Source organism: Pseudoxanthomonas sp. GW835-FHT14C01, from assembly GCF_058793715.1.
Window position 1 is genome coordinate 652,746 of sequence record NZ_JBXAGB010000002.1, and the last position, 23,431, is coordinate 676,176.

The 23,431-nt window shown below is 66.5% G+C and carries 19 protein-coding genes; 13 read left to right on the forward strand and 6 right to left on the reverse strand.

Translation table 11 applies throughout. The annotated features are described in order from the left end of the window. Window positions 1-11: 11 nt before the first annotated feature. Both ald and aptA read right to left on the reverse strand, forming a co-directional pair. Window positions 12-1,127 carry an alanine dehydrogenase gene (gene ald, locus AC1Q5B_RS09805; protein WP_492631491.1) on the reverse strand — a complete coding sequence of 372 codons (1,116 nt, stop codon included), beginning with the start codon at window positions 1,125-1,127 and terminating at the stop codon, window positions 12-14. A gap of 66 nt (window positions 1,128-1,193) precedes the next feature. After that, window positions 1,194-2,561, reverse strand: coding sequence for an omega-aminotransferase AptA (gene aptA / locus AC1Q5B_RS09810; RefSeq protein WP_492631492.1), 1,368 nt, complete (start codon window positions 2,559-2,561; stop codon window positions 1,194-1,196). Between the two features lie 208 nt (window positions 2,562-2,769). Here aptA and AC1Q5B_RS09815 point away from each other — a divergent pair, with 208 nt between their 5' ends. From AC1Q5B_RS09815 to AC1Q5B_RS09825, 3 genes are all read left to right on the forward strand, one after another. Next, the gene (locus tag AC1Q5B_RS09815) at window positions 2,770-3,318 is read left to right on the forward strand and encodes a cupin domain-containing protein (RefSeq protein WP_492631493.1); all 549 of its coding nucleotides are present in this window, start codon (window positions 2,770-2,772) and stop codon (window positions 3,316-3,318) included. Between the two features lie 203 nt (window positions 3,319-3,521). After that, window positions 3,522-5,024 carry an aldehyde dehydrogenase gene (locus AC1Q5B_RS09820; RefSeq protein WP_492631494.1) on the forward strand — a complete coding sequence of 501 codons (1,503 nt, stop codon included), beginning with the start codon at window positions 3,522-3,524 and terminating at the stop codon, window positions 5,022-5,024. Between the two features lie 135 nt (window positions 5,025-5,159). Next, a complete protein-coding gene (locus AC1Q5B_RS09825) occupies window positions 5,160-6,446 on the forward strand; it encodes an MFS transporter (protein ID WP_492631495.1) in 1,287 nt (428 codons plus the stop codon). Here the strand turns inward: AC1Q5B_RS09825 and AC1Q5B_RS09830 are convergent. The 4 genes from AC1Q5B_RS09830 to AC1Q5B_RS09845 form a co-directional block, all read right to left on the reverse strand. Continuing rightward, window positions 6,443-6,904, reverse strand: a complete 462-nt coding sequence (locus AC1Q5B_RS09830; protein ID WP_492631496.1) for a bacteriohemerythrin — start codon at window positions 6,902-6,904, stop codon at window positions 6,443-6,445. The two genes, AC1Q5B_RS09825 and AC1Q5B_RS09830, sit on opposite strands and share 4 nt — an antisense overlap. 227 nt (window positions 6,905-7,131) lie before the next feature. Then, window positions 7,132-8,436: a diguanylate cyclase gene (locus tag AC1Q5B_RS09835; protein ID WP_492631497.1), complete on the reverse strand. Its 1,305-nt coding sequence runs from the start codon at window positions 8,434-8,436 to the stop codon at window positions 7,132-7,134. Between the two features lie 98 nt (window positions 8,437-8,534). Next, window positions 8,535-9,824, reverse strand: a complete 1,290-nt coding sequence (locus tag AC1Q5B_RS09840; protein WP_492631498.1) for an NAD(P)/FAD-dependent oxidoreductase — start codon at window positions 9,822-9,824, stop codon at window positions 8,535-8,537. 121 nt (window positions 9,825-9,945) lie between these two features. Next, window positions 9,946-11,325: a glutamine synthetase family protein gene (locus AC1Q5B_RS09845; RefSeq protein ID WP_492631499.1), complete on the reverse strand. Its 1,380-nt coding sequence runs from the start codon at window positions 11,323-11,325 to the stop codon at window positions 9,946-9,948. Between the two features lie 209 nt (window positions 11,326-11,534). On the opposite strand from AC1Q5B_RS09845, the gene AC1Q5B_RS09850 reads away from it, so the two are divergent. The 10 genes from AC1Q5B_RS09850 to AC1Q5B_RS09895 all read left to right on the forward strand — a co-directional run bounded on the left by AC1Q5B_RS09850 (window position 11,535) and on the right by AC1Q5B_RS09895 (window position 23,402). Beyond that, on the forward strand, window positions 11,535-12,296 hold the full coding sequence (locus AC1Q5B_RS09850; protein ID WP_492631500.1) for a gamma-glutamyl-gamma-aminobutyrate hydrolase family protein: 762 nt from the start codon (window positions 11,535-11,537) through the stop codon (window positions 12,294-12,296). A gap of 114 nt (window positions 12,297-12,410) precedes the next feature. Next, on the forward strand, window positions 12,411-13,802 hold the full coding sequence (locus tag AC1Q5B_RS09855) for a glutamine synthetase family protein (protein WP_492631501.1): 1,392 nt from the start codon (window positions 12,411-12,413) through the stop codon (window positions 13,800-13,802). Window positions 13,803-13,949: 147 nt separating this feature from the next. After that, the gene (locus AC1Q5B_RS09860; protein ID WP_492631502.1) at window positions 13,950-15,314 is read left to right on the forward strand and encodes an aspartate aminotransferase family protein; all 1,365 of its coding nucleotides are present in this window, start codon (window positions 13,950-13,952) and stop codon (window positions 15,312-15,314) included. 90 nt (window positions 15,315-15,404) lie between these two features. After that, window positions 15,405-16,520, forward strand: a complete 1,116-nt coding sequence (locus AC1Q5B_RS09865) for a polyamine ABC transporter substrate-binding protein (protein WP_492631503.1) — start codon at window positions 15,405-15,407, stop codon at window positions 16,518-16,520. 198 nt (window positions 16,521-16,718) lie between these two features. Further along, window positions 16,719-17,843 carry a polyamine ABC transporter substrate-binding protein gene (locus tag AC1Q5B_RS09870; RefSeq protein ID WP_492631504.1) on the forward strand — a complete coding sequence of 375 codons (1,125 nt, stop codon included), beginning with the start codon at window positions 16,719-16,721 and terminating at the stop codon, window positions 17,841-17,843. 103 nt (window positions 17,844-17,946) lie between these two features. After that, the gene (locus tag AC1Q5B_RS09875) at window positions 17,947-19,083 is read left to right on the forward strand and encodes an ABC transporter ATP-binding protein (protein WP_492631505.1); all 1,137 of its coding nucleotides are present in this window, start codon (window positions 17,947-17,949) and stop codon (window positions 19,081-19,083) included. A gap of 26 nt (window positions 19,084-19,109) precedes the next feature. After that, window positions 19,110-19,994, forward strand: coding sequence for an ABC transporter permease subunit (locus AC1Q5B_RS09880; protein WP_492632079.1), 885 nt, complete (start codon window positions 19,110-19,112; stop codon window positions 19,992-19,994). Then, window positions 19,991-20,833: an ABC transporter permease subunit gene (locus AC1Q5B_RS09885; RefSeq protein WP_492631506.1), complete on the forward strand. Its 843-nt coding sequence runs from the start codon at window positions 19,991-19,993 to the stop codon at window positions 20,831-20,833. The genes AC1Q5B_RS09880 and AC1Q5B_RS09885 overlap by 4 nt, the downstream gene beginning before the upstream one ends. Before the next feature lie 128 nt (window positions 20,834-20,961). Continuing rightward, complete coding sequence (locus AC1Q5B_RS09890; RefSeq protein ID WP_492631507.1) at window positions 20,962-22,323, forward strand: NAD-dependent succinate-semialdehyde dehydrogenase; 1,362 nt, start codon at window positions 20,962-20,964, stop codon at window positions 22,321-22,323. A 218-nt stretch (window positions 22,324-22,541) separates the two neighbouring features. Further along, entirely contained in the window at window positions 22,542-23,402 is an 861-nt protein-coding gene (locus AC1Q5B_RS09895; protein WP_492631508.1) for a pirin family protein, read from the forward strand. Window positions 23,403-23,431 lie beyond the last annotated feature (29 nt).

The following is a 23,431-nucleotide window of genomic DNA, read 5'->3' on the forward strand; positions in this document are numbered from 1 at the left end:
GAACAGCAGGATCAGGCCAGCGCCTCGCGCGCCGGCACGTAGGCGTAACCGAGGTCGTCGGCGACCGCCTTGTAGGTGATCTTGCCGGCGTGCACGTTCAGGCCGTTGAGCAGGTGCTCGTCGTCGAGCAGCGCCTGCTTCGCACCCTTGTTCGCCAGCTGGACGGCGAAGGGCAGGGTGGCGTTGGTCAGCGCGAAGGTGGACGTACGGGCGACGCCGCCCGGCATGTTGGCCACGCAGTAGTGGATGATGCCGTCCACTTCATAGGTCGGGTTCTGGTGCGTGGTCGCCTTCGAGGTTTCGAAGCAGCCGCCCTGGTCGATCGCCACGTCCACCAGCACCGAGCCGGGACGCATCAGCTTCAACTGGTCGCGCGAGACCAGCTTGGGCGCGGCGGCGCCGGGGATCAGCACCGCGCCGATCACCAGGTCGGTGTCGGGCAGGCGCTCTTCGATGGCGTCGCGGGTCGAATAGATGGTGGTCAGCTGGTGGCCGTACAACTCGTCGAGGTACTTCAGGCGGTCGAGCGAACGATCGAGGATGGTGACGTGCGCGTTCATGCCCATCGCCATGCGCGCGGCGTTGATGCCGACCACGCCGCCGCCGATCACCAGCACTTCCGCCGGCTTCACGCCGGGCACGCCACCGAGCAGCACGCCGGAGCCGCCCTGCGCCTTCTCCAGCGCGTGCGCACCGGCCTGGATCGACATGCGGCCGGCCACTTCGGACATCGGCGCCAGCAGCGGCAGGCCGCCCTTGCGGTCGGTGACGGTCTCATAGGCGATGCAGGTGGCGCCGGAGGCGACGAGCGCCTTGGTCTGCTCGGGATCGGGCGCGAGATGCAGGTAGGTGTAGAGCACCTGGCCGGGGCGCAACATGGCGCACTCGTTCGGCTGCGGCTCCTTGACCTTGATGATCATGTCGGCGCGGGCAAAGATTTCCGCGGCCGTATCGACGATCTGCGCGCCGGCCTTGATGTACTGCTCGTCGGTCAGGCCGATGGCCTTGCCGCCGTCGCGCTGGACGATGACCTGGTGGCCATGCGAGACCAGCTCGCGTGCGCCGGACGGGGTAAGTCCGATGCGGTATTCGTGGTTCTTTATTTCCTTGGGAACGCCGATCAGCATGTTGCTCTCCAGTAGCGGGAAGGGGCTTCGCGCGAGGGGGAGCGCTGGTGCCGTTGGTCCGTAATTTTACGCGGTTGCCCGTATGGTGTCCGCCAGGACAGACACGATCCGGTCGATGTGGTGTTTTTCCACGATCAGCGGCGGCGACAGGGCGATGACGTCCCCGGTCACCCGGGTCAGCAGATGGTGCTCGTGGAAGGCGCGGGCGAACGCGTCATAGGCGCGGGTGCCGGGGGCGCCGGGTCGCGGTGCCAGTTCGATGGCGCCGACCAGGCCGAAGTTGCGGATGTCGACCACGTTCGGCAGGCCCTGCAGCGAGTGCAGCGCGTCCTGCCAGTAATCGCCAAGCTGCAGTGCCTTGTCGAACAGGTGTTCCTCTTCGTACGTGTCCAGCGTGGCCAGCGCGGCGGCGCAGGCCAGCGGGTGGCCGGAATAGGTGTAGCCATGGAACATGTCGATGGCGTTGTCCGGGCCACTCATGAAGGCGTCGAACAGCCGCTCGGAGATGAACGTCGCCCCCATCGGCACGCAGCCGTTGGTGATGCCCTTGGCGGCGGTGATCATGTCGGGCGTCACGCCGAAGCGCTGCGCGCCGAAAGCATGGCCGACACGGCCGAAACCGGTGATCACTTCGTCGAAGATCAGCAGGATGCCGTGCTTGTCGCAGATCTCGCGCAGGCGCTGCAGGTAACCCTCTGGTGGAATGACGACGCCGGCCGAGCCGGAGATCGGTTCGACGATCACCGCGGCGATGGTGGACGCGTCATACAGCGCGATCTGGCGCCCGAGGTCCTCGGCCAGTTCGAGGCCGTGCGGCGGCAGCCCTTTCGAGAACGCGTTGCGCGACACGTCCAGCGTATGGCGGATATGCGAGACGGCCGGCAATCCCGGACCGAACCACTTGCGGTTGTTCGGCAGGCCACCCACCGACATGCCGCCGAAGCCGACACCGTGGTAGCCCTTCTCGCGCCCGATGAAGCGCGTGCGCTGGCCTTCGCCGCGCACACGGTGGTAGGCCAGGGCGATCTTCAGCGCGCTGTCCACGGCCTCGGAGCCGGAGTTGCTGAAGAACACCTTGTTGAGGTCGCCCGGCGCCAGTGCGGCCAGGCGCTCGGCCAGCTTGAACGGCAGCGGCGAGCTCATCGAGAAGTTGGGCGCGAAGTCGAGCGTGCCGATCTGCTGCTTCACCGCTTCGACGATGCGCGGATGCGCATGGCCGGCGTTGCAGCACCACAGGCCGGCGGTGGCATCCAGCACCTCGTTGCCGTCGACATCCCGGTAATACATGCCCGAGGCACTGGCGAGCAGGCGCGGCTTGGCCTTGAACTGCTTGTTGGCCGTGAACGGCATCCAGAAGTTGTCCAGCGAACCGGGCGCTTCCAGGTTCTGGCGCGCGTAGTGGTCGGCCAGGGCGGAGGGGTCGTCGGCGCTCATCGCGGCTCCAGGGCAGGAGGTGGGAATGGGCGCAGCTTAGCGCGTTGAAAAAACTTTACAACCGTGGCGTAGCGCGGTTTCCAAGGCAATCGCCTGGTTGGTGGAAAGCCGCAGCACGGGCGGGTCTTGGCGGCCCGAATCGTGGATTGACCCGCACGCCCCGGGGTGTAAAGTATCCCGTGACATCTGGTCCGACCGAAGGGTGGTGATGGATATCGGCGCACGCCTGCAGCTGGTCCGCAAATCCAAAGGCCTCAGCCAGCGCGAGCTGGCCAAGCGCGTGGGCGTCACCAACAGCACCATCTCGCTGATCGAACAGAACAAGGTCAGCCCTTCGGTCAGCTCGCTGAAGAAGGTGCTGGACGGCATCCCGATCTCGCTGGCCGACTTCTTCACCCTCGATCTGGACAAGGGCCTGCCCGACAGTCCGTTCTACGGTGCCGGCGACCTGCCCGACGTGGGCAGCAACGGCATCCACTATTTCCTCGTGGGCCAGCACCGGCCGCAGCGTCAGATGTGCATCCTGCGGGAGGTGATGCCGCCCGGCAGCGATACCGGCGACAGCATGCTGGCGCACGATGGCGAGGAGGGCGGCGTGGTGATCGTGGGCGAGGTGGAAGTCACCGTCGGCGACCAGGTCCGTACGCTGAAGGCCGGCGAAGGCTACTACTTCGAAAGCCGCGTCCCACACCGTTTCCGTAATGTCGGTGAGGTGGATGCGGTGATCGTCAGCGCCAACACACCGGCGACGTTCTAGAGAAGGCTCCTTCCCCCCGCCTGCGGGGAAGGTTGGGATGGAGGCGACGGCGCCGCATTCCCGACAAAGACTCGATGTTTCGAGTGTGGAGTTCGAGTAACCACACTCGGAAATATCACGAAGGGCGAGCGATCTTTGCGCCGGCTTGCCCCCACCCCAACCCTCCCCCGTCAACAGGGGAGGGGGCAGAATCAGGAGTTCCCATGAGCAATCCCCGCACGCGACAGGACTGGCAGGCCATGGCCAGCGCATTGTCGATCCGCACGCAGGCCTTCATCGACGGCAAATACGTGGATGCCGCTGCGGGCAAGACGTTCGACTGCGTCAGCCCGATCGACGGGCGCGTGCTGGGCCAAGTCGCCGACGGGCAGGAAGAGGACATCAACCGTGCCGTCGCCGCGGCGCGCCGCAGCTTCGAGGCTGGTTCGTGGTCGAACGCACGCCCGACGCACCGCAAGAAGGTGCTGCTGAAATTCACCCGGCTGATCGAAGAGCATGCCGACGAACTGGCGCTGCTCGAATCGCTGGACATGGGCAAGCCGGTCAGCGATGCGCGCAGCGTGGACCTTGCCGCGACGATCCGCTGCATGGGCTGGACCGCCGAAGCGCTGGACAAGGTGTACGGCGAAGTCGCCGCCACCGGCCAGGACGAGCTGGGGCTGGTCACGCGCGAGCCGCTGGGCGTGATCGGTGCGATCGTGCCGTGGAATTTCCCGCTGCTGATGGCGACGTGGAAGCTGGCGCCGGCGCTGGCGATGGGCAACTCCATCGTGCTGAAACCCTCGGAGAAGTCGCCGCTGACGGCGATCCGTCTGGCGGAAATCGCCATCGAGGCCGGCATCCCGGCCGGCGTACTCAACGTGGTCCCCGGTTTCGGCAAGACCGCCGGGGAGCCGCTGGCGCTGCACATGGACGTGGACGGGCTGGTGTTCACCGGGTCCACCGCGGTCGGCAAGCGGCTGCTGCAGTGCGCGGGCCTGTCGAACATGAAGCGCGCGTACATGGAATGCGGTGGCAAGAGTCCGAACATCGTCTTTGCCGATGCGCACGACCTGGAGGTCGCCGCGAAGGCGGCGGCCGGCGGCATCTTCTACAACCAGGGCGAGGTGTGCACGGCGGCGTCGCGCCTGCTGGTGGAGCGGTCGATCAAGGACGAGTTCGTCGCCCGCGTGGTGGAGGCCGGCAAGGCGATGCGGCCGCGCCATCCGCTCGACCCCGGCGCGCCGATGGGTGCGATGGTCGACGAAGGGCAGACACAGCGCGTGCTCGACTACATCGAGAAGGGCAAGGCCGAAGGCGCGCGCCTTGCGCTGGGTGGACAACGTGCGGATGTGGAAGCGGGTGGCTGCTACCTCGAGCCCACCGTGTTCGACGACGTCGCGCACGAGCACACCATCAGCCGGGAGGAGATCTTCGGGCCGGTGCTGTCGGTGATCGCCTTCGACAGCGAAGAGGAAGCACTGCGCATGGCCAACGACAGCGAGTACGGCCTGGCGGCCGGCGTGTGGACGCGCGACATCAGCCGCGCCCATCGCGTCGCGCGCAAGCTGCGCGCCGGCAGCGTGTGGGTGAACTACTGGGACGGCGGCGACATGACCGCGCCGTTCGGCGGCTACAAGCAGTCCGGCAACGGCCGCGACAAGTCGCTGCATGCTTTCGACAAGTACACCGAGATCAAGGCGACCTGGATCAACCTGGGAAGTTGACGATGCTTCCCGTGGGAGCGACGTCAGTCGCGATGCCGCTGTCCGCCAGTCAGGACGGAGGTCGCGACCGATGTCGCTCCCACAGTATCCCGCCGGTTCTGCCAGAATCGCCCCGTCCCACCGACCGGCCCGTCCATGACCGCCACCGCCGTTGCCTCCACGCCCGTCAACTCGCCCCGGCGCGTGCTGTTCGCCAGCCTGATCGGCACCACCATCGAGTTCTTCGATTTCTACATCTACGCCACGGCGGCAGTGCTGGTGTTCCCGCACCTGTTCTTCCCGCAGGGCGATCCGACCACGGCTACGCTGCAGTCGTTCGCCACCTTCGCGCTGGCCTTCATCGCGCGACCGGTGGGTTCGGCGCTGTTCGGCCACTTCGGGGACCGCATCGGGCGCAAGGCGACGCTGGTGGCGGCGCTGTTGACGATGGGTATCTCCACCGTGCTGATCGGCCTGCTGCCGACCTACGCGCAGGTCGGCATCGTGGCGCCGCTGCTGCTCGCGCTGTGCCGCCTGGGGCAGGGCATCGGTCTGGGCGGGGAGTGGGGCGGGGCAGTGCTGCTCGCGACCGAGAACGCGCCGCCCGGCAAGCGCGCGTGGTACGGCATGTTCCCGCAGCTGGGCGCGCCGCTCGGCTTCCTGTGCTCCACCGGCATCTTCCTGCTGCTGACGGAACTGATGAGCGACGCGCAGTTCCTCGCCTGGGGCTGGCGCATTCCGTTCGTCGCCAGCGCGGTGCTGGTGTTCGTCGGCCTGTGGGTGCGGTTGAGCATCACCGAGACGCCGGACTTCCAGAAGACGCTGGACCAGGGCGAGCGCGTCAAGGTGCCGATGCTGACCGCCGTGCGCGAGCATCCGTTCGCGCTGGTGACCGGTACCTTCGCGCTGGTCGCCACGTTCGTGCTGTTCTACCTGATGACCGTGTTCGCGCTGAGCTGGGGTACGTCGAAGCTGGGCTACACGCGAGAGCATTTCCTGATGCTGCAGATGGTTGGCGTGCTGTTCTTCGCCCTGACCATCCCGGTGTCGGCGCTGTACGCGGACCGCTTCGGGCGGCGCAACGCGATGATCGTCGCCACGCTGCTGATCATCGGCTTCGGTTTCGTGTTCGCCCCGCTGCTGCAATCCGGCACCGACCTGGGCGTGCTGGCGTTTCTGGCATTGGGACTGGGCGCGATGGGGCTGACCTACGGGCCTTGCGGCACGATCCTCGCGGAGATGTTCCCCACCGCCGTGCGCTACACCGGGGCGTCGCTGGCGTTCAACCTGGCCGGCATCCTCGGCGCATCGCCGGCGCCCTACATCGCCACGCGGCTGGGTGAGCGTTACGGGCTTGCGTCGGTCGGCTGGTACCTGGCGGCGATGGCCGGGCTGACACTGGTGGCCCTGCTGGTGATGCCACGCCGCGGAGCGGCGCGTTAACCGAACAGCCGCTTCACCGTGCGGCTGAGCCAGCCGCCTTGCTGGTGGTCGCGGACGAACTGGTTGAGGTGCCGTTTCACCGAATCCGCATAGGCCTTGTCGTCGTTGCGGATGTGGTTGAACAGCCAGCGCGACAGCATGCTGCGCAGTTCGTCCACGATGTCCTCGCCGGCCTCGAAGCGCAGGCGATACTCGGACACGCGCTTGGTGAACACTTCGTGCACGCGCTTGTGCGCGGCGCTGAACGGATAGCCGGCTTCTTCCATCAGCTCTTCCTCGAAGGCGAAGTGCGACAGTGTGTAGTCGACCAGTTCGTCGATCACTTCGCCGACGGCGAAGCGCTCCATCGATTTCTGGGTGATGTGCAGATGGTTGATCATCTCCACGATGCGGCGGTGCTGGCCATCGATGATGTCGATGCCCGTGTCCATGTCGTCCTGCCAGATCAGCAGTGTCATGTCTCTTCCCCTGCCGGCGGATGCCGGAATGCAGGGGAAATCTAGGTGCGCGCAAGCGTCGCGGCATTGATCGGGATCAATGCTGCGGCAGAGGGTCGCAGGGAGCTGACGTGATGACCGGGGTGGGAGCAATGGCAGGTGTGGGAGCGACGTAAGTCGCGATCGGCCTCACTGACAGCAAAAAGCTCGCGACTTACGTCGCTCCCACAGTGGGGTTCAGAAGTGGCTCAGCCGCTCGACACGACCCGGTTCCGCCCGCCGGCCTTGGCCAGGTACAGCCGACGATCCGCTTCGCTGATCAGGTGGTTGAGCGTCTGGCCGGGGAAGCGGGTACGGAACACGCCGATGCTGACGGTCATGCGCAGCGTGTGGCTGCCGACGTCGACGTCCATCGACTCGATCGCGGTGCGCAGCGACTCGAAGTACTCCACCGACTCGCTTTCGCCCAGGTACGGCACCAGCGCGCAGAACTCCTCGCCGCCGAAGCGGGCGACCAGGTCCTGCGAGCCGGCATGGCGCGCGATGGCCTGCGCGACCGCCTTCAGCGCGACGTCGCCGGCCTCATGGCCGTAGCTGTCGTTGATATGCTTGAAGTGGTCGATGTCGATGATCGCGGCGGTGACCGACTGCTGCCGTCCCAGCGTGTTCGGCAGCAGGGCGTGGCATTCGGCCAGGAAGTGGCGCCGGTTCGGCAGGCCGGTCAGGAAATCGCGGGTGGCGAGGTCCTGCAGCGTGCCGATCAGCTCCAACTGGTCGATGTTCTGCGAGACGCGGCAGAAGAACTCCTCGCGCGAAAAAGGTTTATGCAGGAAGTCGTTGGCGCCGCTCTTCAGGAAGCGCGGCACCAGGCTGCCGTCGCTGGTGCCCGAGATGCCGATGATCGCCAGGTGGTCGCGCGCATGCCGCGCGCGCAGGCGGCGGGTGAATTCGTGGCCCTTCATGCCCGGCATTTCCTGGTCGACGATGGCCAGGCGGATGTCGGGATTGGCGTCGAGCATGGCCAGGCCGGCTTCGCCGTCGGCCGCTTCCACCACGCGGAAGCCGTACATCGACAGCAGTGCCGCCGCATGCTGGCGGGCGGAACGGGAGTCATCGACGACCAGCGCGGCGATGCGGCGGTTGCGCTCCAGGCGCTGCACCAGCCAGACCAGATAGTCGATGCTGCCTGGCGTGTTCTTCAGCACGTAGTCCACGACCTGCCGGCGCAGGACCTGGTCGCGCACCGCGTCGTCGTAGACGCCGCTGACCACGACGGTCGGCAACTGGCGCGACAGGAAGAACTCGACCACCTCGTCGTGGCTGCCGTCGGCCAGCACCAGGCTGGTGACCACCATGAACCAGTCCGGATGCTTCTCCAACGTCGTCCGCGCTTCCGCCAGCGTGGACGCGTAGACCACCGGCAGGCTGAGCTTCTGCTCGATGGCCTCGCCGATCAGGCGCGCATGCGTACGCGAGTTCTCCACCACCAGGATGCGCTGGGGGAGGGGCGGGGCGTTGGCGATGGCGGGAGCGACGCGTTGCGGACTGGACATGCTCGGGGAGGCCGAGGAAGGTTTCCTGTCACGTCTATCGGCGCACGCGGGTGGAACTTGAGAGCGGCGTCACGGAACGCGTGGGGCTGCCGCCTGCCTTACCAGAGGGCATCGCGCAGCTTGTACCAGCCCATGGCAGCCACCAGCAGCGGCGTCCGCAAGGCACGTCCGCCGGGAAAGGGGAGGTGGTGGATCTTCGCGAACAGGTCCAGCCGTTCGGACTGGCCGCGGACCGCCTCGGCCATCACGGTGCCGGCCAGGCCGGCAGCGATCAGGCCGTGGCCGGAAAAGCCCTGGGCGAAGTACAGGTTGGGCGACAGCCGCCCCCAGTGCGGGGCGCGATTGAGCGAGATGTCGATCATCCCGCCCCAGAGGTACTCGATGCCGACGTCCCGCAACTGCGGAAAAACGCGGTGCATGCGCCGCGTCATCACGCCGCGCAGGTTGGGCGGCGTCATCGTCGAATAGCTGGCACGGCCGCCGAACAGCAGCCGGTGGTCGCGGCCGAGGCGGAAGTAGTCCAGCGCCCAGTTGGTGTCCGCCACCGCCATGTCGTTCCGGATCAGGTCGCGCGCGCGGGCCTCGCCGAGCGGTGGCGTGGCCGCGATGTACGTGCCGACCGGCATCATCCGCGACTCCAGTTCGGGCGCGATCCCGCGCAGCAGCGCATTGCCGGCCAGGATCGCGGTGTCGCACACCGCTTCGCCCTGTGCGGTCTTCAGCACGGGGCGTGCGCCACGCACGAGCTGCGTCACGCGGGAGCCTTCGAAGATGCGCACGCCCGCCGCGAGCGCCGCGCGCCCCAGGCCGAGCGCGTAGGCCAACGGGTGCAGATGGCCGCTGACCGGGTCGTACATCGCACCCAGGTAACGGTCGCTGGCCAGTTCGCCGCGCAGGCGTTCGCGGTTCCACCATTGCACCGGATGGCGATAGCGCGTGTTGAAGTCTTCGACGGCTTGTTCGACCTCGCGCTGCTGGCGCGGCTTGATCGGCACGGTGGCATGGCCGTCGCGCCAGTCGCAGTCGATGCCGTGCCGGTCGATCCGGCCACGCAGCCAGCGCAGGCCGTCCACCGACAGGTCGAACATCTTCTTCGCGTCGTCGAAGCCGACCAGCGCCTCCAGTTTCGCCTCGCCACAGCCGAAGCCGGCGATGGCTTGCCCGCCGTTGCGCCCCGACGCGCCCCAGCCGATGCGCTCGGCTTCCAGCACGACGACGTTGTAGCCCGCTTCGGCCAGTTCCAGCGCCGCCGCCAGGCCGGTGTAGCCGGCGCCGAGGATGCAGACGTCGGCATCGATGCGGCCTAGCAAGGCAGGTTGCGCCGGTAACGGCGTGATGCTGGCGGCGTACCAGCTCTCAGGGTAGGCGGAGGTGGGAAGAGGGTTCACGATGTCTCCTCGCCGTCATCCCCGCGAAGGCGGGGCTCCCATGTCTTTGTCTTCGCGGTGCGGAGGTCGCCGGGTTCCCGCTTTCGCGGGAATGACGATGTCCGGGAAGACACGCTCCCCATCACACCGACCGCAGATACCACGCGTACTCCAGGTCCGTCACCTCGGTATAGAAGCTGTGCATCTCCTTGAGCTTCTGCTGGCCGTAGATGTGCTGGAACGACGTGCCGAACTGCTCGCGGATGAACTCGCTGCCCATGAAGGACGCGATGGCCTCGCGCCAGAACGGCGTGCGGATCTCGGTCTGTTCGTAGGCGTTGCCGGTGATCGGCGGGCCCGGATCGAAGCCGTGCTCGATGCCATGCAGCATGCCAGCCAGCACGGCGGCGGTGACCAGGTAGATATTGGCGTCGGCGCCGGCGATGCGGTGCTCGATGCGGGTGTTGGCCTCGTCGCTGTGCGGAATGCGCATGGCGACCGTGCGGTTGTTGTAGCCCCACACGTCGTTGAGCGGCACGAACGCGTTCAGCACGAAGCGCCGGTAGCTGTTGGCGTGCGGGGCGAACAGCAGCAGGGCGTCCTGGTCGCTGCGTTGCAGGCCGCCGATGGCGTGCTTCAGCGCGTCGGCCGGCGCGGAGGGCGGCGAGGCGAAGAGGTTGCGGCCGTCCGCATCCAGCACGCTGGCGTGGATGTGCATGCCGCTGCCGGCCTGTTCGGCGAACGGTTTGGCCATGAAGCTGGCCATCAGTCCCTGCTGTTGCGCCACCGCCTTGATCGCGCGCTTGAGGTAGATCGCGTCGTCGCAGGCGAGCAGGGCATCGTCGCGGTGCTTGAGGTTGATCTCGAACTGCCCGGGTGCGTACTCCGCCACGGCGGTGTCGGCCGGGATGCGCTGCGCGCGGCATGCGGCGGCGACAGCGTCGGTGAAGCCGCGGTAGTCGTTGAGGTCTTCCATGTAGTAGACCTGCGTGCTGGTGTTGCGCTGGCCCGTCGCCGGATTGAACGACGTACGCGGTCGACCGGCATCGTCCAGGCGCTGGTCGAACAGGTAGAACTCCAGTTCCACCGCAACCACCGGTTTCAAGCCTCGTGCGGCGTAACGCGCGAGCACGCGCTTCAGCACTTCGCGCGGATTGGCCTCGAACATGCCGCCCTGTGCGTCCTCCATGCTCAGCAGCACCTGTGCGGCCGGACGCGGCGACCAGGGCACGGGCCGCAGCGAGCCCGGCACGGGGCGGCAGATGCGGTCCTCGTCGCCGATGTCGTAACCCAGGCCGGTCTCCTCGACCGTGTTGCCGGTGATATCGGTGGCGATCAGCGACATCGGCAGGCAGACGCCGTCGCGGTAGACCTTCTCCAGCGCATCGCGGGTGACGCGCTTACCGCGCAGCAATCCGTTCATGTCCGGCAGCAGCAGGTCGATCTGCTCGCAGTCGGGCATCGCCGCCAGCGTGGCGGCATCGTCGTCGGGCAGGGAAAGCGCAACGGAATCGGGGCGCATGGTGGTCATCCAGGAGGCTGCGGCGCAGCTTAGCAGAGCGATCGGCGCGTCAAGAATACTCAACGGAAGAATTCCCGTAAGCCGCGGAAATGCCCGAAATTGGTGCCGCGGCGCACCATATCAGCGCCGAGAACGCCTCTTGGGGCTCTCGTGTTGTAAAAATAAAACGGCCGGGTTAACGTGCCTGCAAGCCATTCCGGGCTTCCTGCATGACCCCGCTGCCGCGGGTCGGTCTGCCGACCGACCACAAGCAAATCGGTGCGCATCCCTTCCTTGCCGTCGGCGAGAAATACGTCCGCGCGGTGGTCGACGGGGCAGGCTGCCTGCCTCTGCTCATCCCCACGCTGGACCCCGTGCTGCCGCTGCGCCAGGTGCTCGACGGCCTCGACGGCCTGCTGCTGACCGGCGCCGTGAGCAACATCGAACCGCACCATTACAGCGACGAATCCAGTTATGAAGGCAACCTGCTGGATCCGCGTCGCGACGCCACCAACCTGCCGCTTATTCCGCTCGCGATCGAGATGGGTGTGCCGGTGCTGGCGATCTGCCGCGGCTTCCAGGAAGTCAACGTCGCCTTCGGCGGCACGCTGTACCAGAAAGTGCACGAGCACCCCGGTTTCATGGACCATCGCGAGAACAAGGACGATCCGCTGGACGTGCAGTACGGGCCGGCGCACGACATCGCGCTGGTGCCGGGCGGCCTGCTCGCCACGCTGGCCGGCGACACGCGCGCCACCGTCAATTCGCTGCACGGCCAGGGCGTGCGCGGGCTCGGCGACGGCCTGGTCGTCGAGGCGCAGGCGCCGGACGGGCTGATCGAGGCATTCCGCCACGATGGAACGGCGTTCATGCTGGCCGTGCAGTGGCATCCGGAATGGAAGGTGGCGGAGAACCCGTTCTACCTGTCGATCTTCCGCGCCTTCGGCGATGCGTGCCGGGTGCGCGCGCAGCGGCTCGGAGTGGCGGCATGAAGCGGCGGCATCCCCCGCCCCGGGGAGGAGGCGCTGGCCACGACGTGGTGGCGCCGTGGAGCTTGGCCGCGACACGCGGCAGTCCTTTCCTCCTTCCCTGACCGCGCGGACACCATGAGCCAGAAACCCACACAACGAAAGAAGACCGCGGCCGTCGAGCCGGCCGACAGCTCGCTGCGCCGCTGGCTGAGGGAGCGCAGCATCACCGAGGTCGAATGCCTGGTGCCCGACATCACCGGCATCGCGCGCGGCAAGATCATCCCGGCCGACAAGTTCAGCCACGACTACGGTACGCGCCTGCCCGAGGGCATCTTCGCCACCACCGTCACCGGCGATTATCCGGACGACTACTACGATCTGACCTCGCCGTCGGATTCGGACATGTTCCTGCGTCCCGATCCCGACACCGTGCGCATGGTGCCATGGGCGACCGACCCCACCGCGCAGGTGATCCACGACTGCCATACCAAGGACGGCAAGCCGCACGACCTCGCGCCGCGCAACGTGCTGCGGCGCGTGCTGGCGGCCTACGAGAAGGAAGGTCTGCGCCCGGTGGTGGCACCGGAGCTGGAGTTCTTCCTGGTGCAGAAGAACACCGACCCGGACTTCCCGCTGCTGCCGCCCGCAGGCCGTTCGGGCCGACCGGAAACGGCGCGACAGTCGTATTCCATCGATGCGGTGAACGAGTTCGACCCGATCCTCGACCTGATGTACGACTACTGCGACGCGATGGAGCTGGACGTGGACACGCTGATCCACGAATCCGGCGCCGCGCAGCTGGAGGTCAACTTCACCCACGACGACGCGCTGTCGCGCGCGGACCAGGTGTTCCTGTTCAAGCGCACGATGCGCGAGGCGGCGATGCGCCACGGCGTGTACGCCACCTTCCTGGCCAAGCCGATGGAGAACGAGCCCGGCAGCGCCATGCACATCCATCAGAGCCTGCTGGACGTGAAGACCGGCCGCAATGTCTTCACCGGCAAGAGCGAGGGCAAGGGCAGCAAGCTGTTCGGCCATTACCTGGCCGGCCTGCAGAAGTACGTGCCGATGGCGATGGCGTTCTTCGGACCCAACGTCAATTCCTATCGCCGGCTGGCGCTGGGGCAGGTCGCGCCGATCAACGTACAGTGGGGATACGACAACCGTACCTGCGGCCTGCGCGTGCCGATGGACACGCCGGAGAACATGCGCGTGGAAAGCCGCTTCGCCGGTTCCGACGCCAACCCCTATCTCGCCATGGCGGCCACGCTGGCCTGCGGCCTGCTCGGCATCCGCGAACAGCTCAAGCCGACCGAGCCGCTGGCCAGCAGTGCGCAGGACATCGGCTTCGAGCTGCCGCGCTCGCTGGGCGAGGCGCTGGACGAACTGGAAGGCTGCAAGCCGCTGCAGGAGCTGATGGGCGCGCGCTTCGTGCGTGCGTACGTTTCGGTCAAGCGAAAGGAGTACGAGACCTTCTTCCGCGTGATCAGTTCGTGGGAGCGGGAATTCCTGCTGTTGAACGTCTGATGGTTGTTCCCTTCTCCCGCCGGGAGAAGGTGGCGCGAAGCGCCGGATGAGGGTGCGGCGGCATCGGGATGGTTCACCGCCGATAGTGCCGCCGGACCCTTACCCCAACCCCTCTCCCGGTGGGAGGGACTCAATTCTGGAGCTCACATGACCCGACTCGATACCCGCACCCTGCAGAAGCTCGATGCCGAGCACCACCTGCATCCGTTCAACGACAACGCCGCACTGGCGAAGAGGGGCACGCGCATCCTGACGCGGGGCGAGGGCTGCTACGTCTGGGATGCCGACGGCAACCAGCTGCTCGACGCGTTCGCCGGCCTGTGGTGCGTCAATGTCGGCTACGGGCGCAAGGAGCTGGGCGAAGTCGCATCGAAGCAGATGACGCAGCTCGCGTACTACAACAGCTTCTTCCAGTGCACGACCGAGCCGACAATCGCACTGGCCGCCAAGCTGGCGGAGCTCGCCCCGGGCGACCTCAACCATTCGTTCTTCGTCAATTCCGGCTCGGAAGCCAACGACACCATCCTGCGCCTGGTCCGCCACTTCTGGGCGGTGCAGGACCAGCCGCAGAAGACCATTTTCATCGGCCGCCATGACGGCTATCACGGCACCACCATGGCGGGCGCCAGCCTGGGCGGCATGAAGGGCATGCACAAGCAGGGCGGCCTGCCGATCCCGGACATCCACCACATCGATCCGCCGTTCTGGTTCGCCGATGGCGGCGACCTGTCGGAGGACGAGTACGGCCTGGTCGCGGCGCGCCGGCTGGAACAGAAGATCCTCGAACTCGGCCCCGACCGCGTGGCCGCCTTCATCGGCGAGCCCATCATGGGCGCCATCGGCGTCTACATCCCGCCGAAAACCTACTGGCCCGAGATCGAGCGCATCTGCCGGCGGTACGACGTGCTGCTGGTCGCCGACGAGGTCATCTGCGGTTTCGGGCGCACCGGCGAATGGTTCGGCTCGCAGTATTTCGGTTTCCAGCCGGACATCATGCCGATCGCCAAGGGCATCACCTCCGGCTACATCCCGCTGGGCGCGGCGATGTTCAACGACCGCATCTCGAAGGTGCTGAAGGAGCAGGGCGGTGAGCTGGCGCATGGCGCCACCTATTCGGGCCATCCGGTGTGCGCGGCGGTGGCGCTGGAGAACATCCGCATCCTGCAGGACGAGAAGATCGTCGAGCATGCGAAGACCGAGATCGCCCCCTATCTGGCGCAGCGCTGGGCAGAGCTGGGCGAACACCGGCTGGTCGGCCAGGCCCGCATCGCCGGCATGGTCGGCGCGCTGGAGCTGGTGCCCGACAAGCGCAAGCGCGCGTTCTTCCCCGAGCGCGGTACGGTCGGCCCGCGCTGCCGCGACCATGCGCTGAAACACGGCCTGATCCTGCGTGCGACCTGGGACGCGATGCTGCTGTCGCCGCCGCTGGTGATCACCCGCGCGCAGGTCGACGAACTGTTCGAGAAGACGTGGAAGGCACTCAACGACACCGCGACGGACCTGGGCATGTGAGGCCATCGAACGGTCCGTGCGCTGCGTCACAGCGTCGCAGCCCGGGCGTATGATGGTTCCCTCCCCCGATCCCGTTGCATGGAGACCCCGATGAAGCTCAAGACCCTCACCGTCATGCTGGCCGCCGCCGCGCTGGCTGCCTGTGGCGGCAAGGATGGAACGGCCGCCGATGGCCCGTCGTCCAAGGCATTGAACGTCTACAACTGGTCCGACTACATCGCCGAGGACACGATCCCGGACTTCGAGCAGCAGTCGGGCGTCAAGGTGACCTACGACGTGTTCGACAGCGACGAGATGGTCGAGACCAAGCTGCTGGCCGGCAGCAGCGGCTACGACGTCGTGGTGCCGTCGCTGAGCTTCCTGGGCCGGCAGATCCAGGCGGGCGTGTTCCTGCCGCTGGACAAGAGCAAGATCCCGAACCTGAAGAACGTCGACCCGAAGATGCTGGAGCGCATCGCGCTGCAGGATCCGGGCAACCAGTACGCCGTGCCCTACCTGTGGGGCACCAGCGGCATCGGTTACAACGTCGACAAGGTCAAGGCCATCTTCGGCGACACCGCCGTGACCGGCAGCTGGGACGTGGTGTTCAAGCCGGAGAACGCGGCCAAGCTGAAGGACTGCGGCATCACCGTGCTGGACACGCCGTCGGAACTGATCCCGATCGCGCTGAACTACCTCGGCGAAGACCCGCACAGCTTCGATCCGGCGGTGATCGACAAGGCGGCGGCGCTGCTGAAGACCATCCGTCCCTACATCCGCAACTTCCATTCCTCCTCGTACATCAACGATCTGGCCAACGGCGATGTCTGCCTGGTCGTCGGCTGGTCGGGCGACATCATCCAGGCGCGCGATCGCGCGGCCGAGTCGGGCAACGGCGTGAAGGTGGCGTACTCCATCCCCAAGGAGGGGGCGCCGCAGTGGTTCGACATGCTCGCCATCCCGAAGGATGCGAAGAACGTCGACAACGCCTACGCGTTCATCAATTACCTGCTGGATCCGAAGGTCGCCGCGGCGAACACCAACTACGTGACCTATCCGAATCCGGTGCCGGCGTCGAAGCCGCTGGTCGACAAGGCCATCGCGGACGATCCGACGATCTATCCGCCGGAGGACGTGGACGCGAAGCTCTTCACCTTCGCGGTCCTTCCGCCGGAGGTGGATCGCCAATACACGCGCATCTGGACGGATCTGAAGACCGGACGCTGAAACACAGGGGCGCGTGCCATGACGGACGCGCCCTTCGTCATCGTGGCGCCGCCCGCGCGAGCGGAGGCGCCACCGGGGAGGGGCAGGGGAGCAGTACGGCACGGAACCGGCCACAGCAATGACAGCACGCCTGCGGCGGCCGATGGCCGACAAGGGACCACATCACGCCGCCCTCGCGGGCCGAACGGAGAGAGTTTGATGAAACTGCGCGTACTGGCAACGACCCTAGCCCTCTGTACCCTTGCCGCCTGTGGCGGAACATCCGGCGGCGGAGGCGGCGCCGATGCGGGGAGTGGCGGCAAGCAGGTCAATGTCTACAACTGGTCCGACTACATCGCCGAGGACACCATACCGAACTTCGAGAAGGCCACCGGCATCAAGGTGACCTACGACGTGTTCGACAGCAACGAGGTACTGGAGACGAAACTGCTGGCCGGCAGCAGCGGCTACGACGTGGTCGTGCCGACGATGAACTTCCTCGGCCGGCAGATCCAGGCGGGCGTGTTCCTGCCGCTGGACAAGTCCAAGATCCCGAACTACGCCAACCTGGACCCGGCCATCATGAAACGGCTGGAAAACCAGGACCCGGGCAACCGGTACGCCGTCCCCTACATGTGGGGCACCACCGGCATCGGCTACAACGTCGACAAGGTCAAGGCCGCGTTCGGCAACACCGACATCGCCAACAGCCTGGACATCGTGTTCAAGCCGGAGAACATCAGCAAGCTGAAGGACTGCGGCGTGACCTTCCTCGACACGCCGTCCGAGATCATCCCGATCGCGCTGAACTACCTGGGCGAGGACCCGAACAGCCAGGATCCGGCGGTGATCGACAAGGCGGCCGCGCTGCTGAAGACCATCCGTCCCTACATCACCAACTTCCATTCCTCGCAGTACATCGATGCGATGGCCAACGGCGACACCTGCCTGGTCGTCGGCTGGTCGGGCGACATCATCCAGGCCCGCGATCGCGCGGTCGAAGCCAAGAACGGCGTCAACATCGCCTACGCCATCCCGAAGGAAGGCGCGCCGCAGTGGTTCGACATGCTGGCCATCCCCAAGGACGCCAAGCACCTGGACGAGGCCTATGCCTTCATCAACAACCTGCTCGACCCGCAGGTGATGGCCAACAACTCCAACTTCATCAGCTACCCGAACGCCGTGCCGAAAGCGAAGGCGCTGATGGACAAGTCCATCACCGAGGATCCGACGATCTATCCGACGCCGGAAGTGGAAGCCAAGCTGTTCACCTTCGCCATCATCACGCCCGAGGTCGATCGCCAGTACACGCGCATCTGGACCGAGCTGAAGACCGGCAAGTAAGCGCTGCGGTGCCGGGACGGACGCCGTCCCTCCCGGCACGGGCGGATCGCAGACATCCACATCCACGCCGGCGCCCACGCGGGCCGGCGACCAGGGGACCTCCATGGCGGCAGAACAGGGCAATGGCGCGGCATCGAACGGCAAGGCGAATGCGCAGGAGTACCTGCGCATCGTCGACGTGCGCAAGGAGTTCGACGGGTTCGTGGCGGTCGACGACACCAACCTGACCATCCGCAAGGGCGAGATCTTCGCGCTGCTGGGCGGCTCGGGCAGTGGCAAATCCACGCTGCTGCGCTGCCTGGCGGGCTTCGAGAAGCCGTCGTCGGGCAAGATCTACCTGGACGGGCAACTGCTCAACGACCTGCCGCCGTACGAGCGTCCGCTCAACATGATGTTCCAGTCGTACGCGCTGTTTCCGCACATGACGGTGGAGCAGAACATCGCCTTCGGCCTGAAGCAGGATGGCCTGTCCAAGGACGCCATCAGGAAGCGGGTCGAGGAGATGCTGGCATTGGTGCAGCTGGGCAAGCTGGCCAAGCGCAAGCCGCACCAGCTCTCCGGCGGCCAGCAGCAGCGCGTGGCGCTGGCGCGGTCGCTGGCCAAGGGACCGAAGCTGCTGCTGCTCGACGAGCCGATGGGCGCGCTGGACAAGAAGCTGCGTTCGCAGATGCAGCTGGAGCTGGTCAGCATCATCGAGAAGTCGGGCGTGACCTGCGTGATGGTCACCCACGACCAGGAAGAGGCCATGACCATGGCCACCCGCATCGCGCTGATGGACCAGGGCTGGATCCGCCAGGTCGGCACGCCGGACGAGATCTACGAGCAGCCCACCAGCCGCTTCGCCGCCGAGTTCATCGGCTCGGTCAACCTGATCGAAGGCGCGGTGGAGGAGGACGAGGCGAACTACGTGACCATCCGCTCGCCGCAGCTGCCGGACCCGATCTACATCGGCCACGGCATTTCGGGGTTCGAAGGGCAGGAAGTGGGTTTCGCCGTGCGGCCGGAGAAGCTGGGCATCGGCAAGGACGAGCCGCCGCAGCCGCACAACAAGGCCAAGGGCGTCATCGAGGACATCGCCTACTTCGGCAGCCATTCGGTCTACCACGTACGCCTGCCGAGCGGTTACAAGTTCATGGCCAACTTCGCCAACGTGCAGCGCTGGGCCAGCGAGGGGCTCACCTGGAACGACGAAGTCTGGGTCTGGTGGGGCGACAACGACGGCGTGGTGCTGACCTCATGAACCTCCTCCGCTCGCTGCAGAAGCGCATGCCGGGGCCGCGCTGGGGCGTGATCTCGGTGCCCTACGTCTGGCTGCTGCTGTTCTTCGCCATTCCGTTCCTGATCGTGCTGAAGATCTCGTTCGCCAAGCTGGCGATCGCGATGCCGCCGTACACGCCCATCCTCGAGTACATCGACGAGGCGCTGACACTCAAGCTCAACCTGGGCAACTACGCGGCGCTGTTCACCGACTCGCAGTATGTGGCCGCCTACCTCAGTTCGATCAAGATCGCGGCTATCTCCACCTTCCTCGCGTTGCTGGTGGCGTACCCTATCGCCTACGTCATCGCACGCCTGCCGCCCTCTTCGCGCAACATCGCGATGATGCTTGTGGTGCTGCCGTCGTGGACCTCGTTCCTGATCCGCGTCTATGCCTGGATCGGCATCCTCAAGAACAACGGGCTGCTCAACAACCTGCTGATGAAGATCGGCCTGATCGACGAGCCGCTGCAGATCCTGTACACGCCGCTGGCGGCATACATCGGCATCGTGTACTGCTACCTGCCGTTCATGGTGCTGCCGCTGTACACGAATCTGGTGAAGCACGATCACCGGTTGCTGGAAGCGGCCTACGATCTCGGTGCGAAGCCGTGGAAGGCCTTCTTCACCATCACGCTGCCACTGTCCAAGGCCGGCATCATCGCCGGCTGCATGCTGGTGATGATCCCGGCGGTGGGCGAGTTCGTCATTCCCGAACTGCTGGGCGGGCCGGACACGCTGATGATCGGCCGGGTGCTGTGGGGCGAGTTCTTCAACAACCGCGACTGGCCGGCGGCCTCGGCGGTGGCCATCGTCATGCTGATCCTGCTGCTGATCCCGATCCTGATCTTCAACCGGGTGCAGCAGCGCGAGATGGAAGGGAGGCTGACATGAGCCGCGCCGGACAGCGCGCCGTCAACTGGACGGTGCTGGGGCTGGGATTCGCCTTCCTCTACATCCCGGTCATCATCCTGATGGTGTATTCCTTCAACGAGTCGCGCCTGGCCACGGTCTGGTCCGGCTTCTCGTTCAAGTGGTACGTCGAGCTGTTCCGCGACAAGCAGATGCTGCAGGCCGCGTGGATCAGCATCAAGGTGGCGTTCTGGACCGCGACCGCCGCCGTGGTGCTCGGCACGATGGCGGCGCTGGTGATGACGCGCATGCGCCGTTTCCCGGGCAAGACGCTGTTCGGCGCACTGATCACCGCACCGCTGGTGATGCCGGAGGTGATCATCGGCCTGTCGATCCTGCTGATGTTCGTTTCGCTGGGGCAGGTGGTCGGGCTGCAGCCGCGCGGCATCCTGTCGATCTGGATCGCGCACGTGACCTTCACCCTGGCCTTCGTCACGGTCGTGGTGTCCTCGCGGCTGTCCGAACTGGACAAGTCCCTGGAGGAAGCCGCGATGGACCTGGGCGCGAACCGGATCAAGGTGTTCTTCCTGATCACGCTGCCGATCATCGCGCCCGCGCTGGTGTCGGGCTGGCTGCTCGCCTTCACGCTGTCGCTGGACGATGTGGTGATCGCCAGCTTCGTCGCCGGCCCCAGCTCGACCACGCTGCCGATGAAGGTGTTCTCGTCCGTCCGCATGGGCCTGAGCCCGAAGATCAATGCGCTCGCCACACTGATGATCCTAGTCGTCAGTGTCGCCGCATTCCTCGGCTGGTGGTTCATGTCCCGCGAGGAGAAGCGTCGCCAGCGCGACATGCAGCTGGCGTTGCAGGACAACGGGTGATGCGGCGGCAGCCGAGCGTCTGTCGCCTCCCGATCCCCCGCAGGAGCGCCCTCGGGCGCTCGTGCAGCGTGACGACGATCCGCTAACACGTGCCGTCCGAAGATGTCGGCCAGGCAAGAGAACCTCCCATGACCGTCGAAACCATCAACCCCGCGACCGGCAAGGTCGACTACCGCCATGAGCTGATGACCTCCGCGCAGGTGGAGGTCGTGCTGGCGGCATCGCAGCAGGCATTCCCGGCGTGGTCCGCACTGTCCCTGGTCGAGCGCGGCAAGGTCCTGCGTGCGATAGGCGCCGAGCTGCGTCGCCGTCGCGACGACCTCCAGCGCATCATGACGGCGGAGATGGGCAAGCTGCGCAAGGAAGCCCTGGCCGAAGTGGACAAGTGCGCCGGCGCCTGCGACTACTACGCCGACCATGCGGCCGACTATCTGCAGGACCAGCCGGTTGCCACCGACGGACAGCGCAGCTATGTGCGCTACGAACCGATCGGCTGCGTGCTGGCCGTGATGCCCTGGAACTTCCCGATCTGGCAGGTGTTCCGCTTTCTCGCGCCGGCGTTGATGGCCGGCAACGTGGCGGTGCTCAAGCACGCCAGCAACGTGCCGCGCTGCGCCGACACGATCGGCGAGGTACTCGCGGCGGCGGGCCTGCCGAAGGGCGTGTTCGGCGTGCTGCACATCGACAACGACCAGGCGGCCGAGGTCATCCGTGATCCGCGGGTGGCCGCGGTGACGCTGACCGGCAGCGAGCGGGCGGGACGGTCCGTCGCGTCCAACGCCGGCAGCCAGTTGAAGAAGAGCGTCATGGAACTGGGGGGCAGCGACGCCTTCATCGTGCTGGACGATGCCGACCTGGAAAAGACCGTCGCGGGCGCGATCGCCTCGCGCTTCGGCAACGCCGGGCAGACCTGCATCGCGGCCAAGCGCTTCATCGTGCAGGACGGCATCGCCGACGCCTTCGTCAAGCGCTTCGCCGACGCCGCGGCGAAGTTGCGACTGGGCGATCCGCAGGACGATGCGACGACGCTGGCGCCGATGGCGCGTCAGGACCTGCGCGACGAGTTGCACAAGCAAGTGCAGGCCAGCGTGTCGAAAGGCGCCAAGGTGCTGCTGGGGGGAGAACCCGATGCGTCGCACGCCGGTTATCCGGCGACGATCCTCGATGACGTGTCGCCGGGCATGCCGGCGTACGAAGAGGAACTGTTCGGCCCGGTGGCCAGCATCCTGCGGGTGAAGGACGACGCCGAGGCCGTGCGCGTGGCCAACGACACCACGTTCGGCCTGGGCGGCAGCGTGTGGACCAAGGATGTCGAACGCGGCAACCGCATCGCGCGCCAGCTGCAGGTCGGCGCCGCGTTCGTCAATGCGATCGTGCGCAGCGATGTGCGACTGCCGTTCGGCGGCACCAAGCGCTCCGGCTTCGGTCGCGAACTGGCCGAACACGGCATCCATGAGTTCATGAACATCAAGTCGGTCTATATCGCCTGAGCTGCCCCGTAGAGCGGAGCTTGCTCCGCTGCTCCTGGTCGGGTGTCGTGTCCAACCGCAGCGGAGCAAGCTCCGCTCTACGGCGGCGATGCCGCTCCTGAAGCAGCGGAGCAAGCTCCGCTCTACGGTGTCCATGGGTGGAACGGAGGGTTACGTGGGGCGCCGTTCCGAAGCAGCCACGGCGATGCCATCTTGTCGGCAGTTGAACTGGAGGCACCATGAGCACCCTGACCGATAGCACGCCTGCCCGCGTGATCCGCACGATCCGCGGCCGACCCACGTCCGATGGCGCCGGCGTCAAGCTGACGCGCGTGATCGGTGGCCCCGACCTGCCGGACCTGGATCCGTTCCTGCTGCTGGACGAGTTCGGCACCGACAAGGCCGAGGACTATCTGGCCGGTTTCCCGGAGCACCCGCATCGCGGCTTCGAGACCGTGACCTACATGCTCGACGGCCGCATGCGCCATCGCGACAACCACGGCAACGAAGGCTTGCTGACACCGGGCGCGGTGCAGTGGATGACCGCCGGCCGCGGCCTGGTGCATTCGGAGATGCCCGAGCAGGAGTCCGGCCGCATGCGCGGCTTCCAGTTGTGGGTGAACCTGCCGGCGCGCGAGAAGATGACCGCACCGAAGTACCAGGAATTCGCGCCGGAAAAGATTCCGGTCGCGCATCCGGCGAAGGGGATCGACGTGAAGGTCATCGCCGGCACCGTCGGCGACACGCAGGGCCCGATCTCGCAGCCGGCCACCGATCCGGTGTACCTGGACATCGCGCTGCAACCGGGACATGCGTGGGACTACACGCTGCCGGTCGGCCATAACGCGTTCGCCTACGTGTTCGAAGGCGCGGTGACGGTGGGCGAGGGCGATGAAGCGCGTCCGCTGGACACCCACGAGATGGGCGTACTGGGCGGTGGCGACACGCTGCAGGTGCGTGCGGGCAGCCGGCCTGCACGGCTGATCCTGGTGGCGGGGCGTCCGTTGCGCGAGCCGGTGATGCGGCATGGCCCGTTCGTCATGAACACGCGGCAGGAACTGATGCAGGCCTTCGTCGATTTCCAGGAAGGCCGGTTCTGAAGCAGAGGCGGCGGGGGACCCTCCCGCCG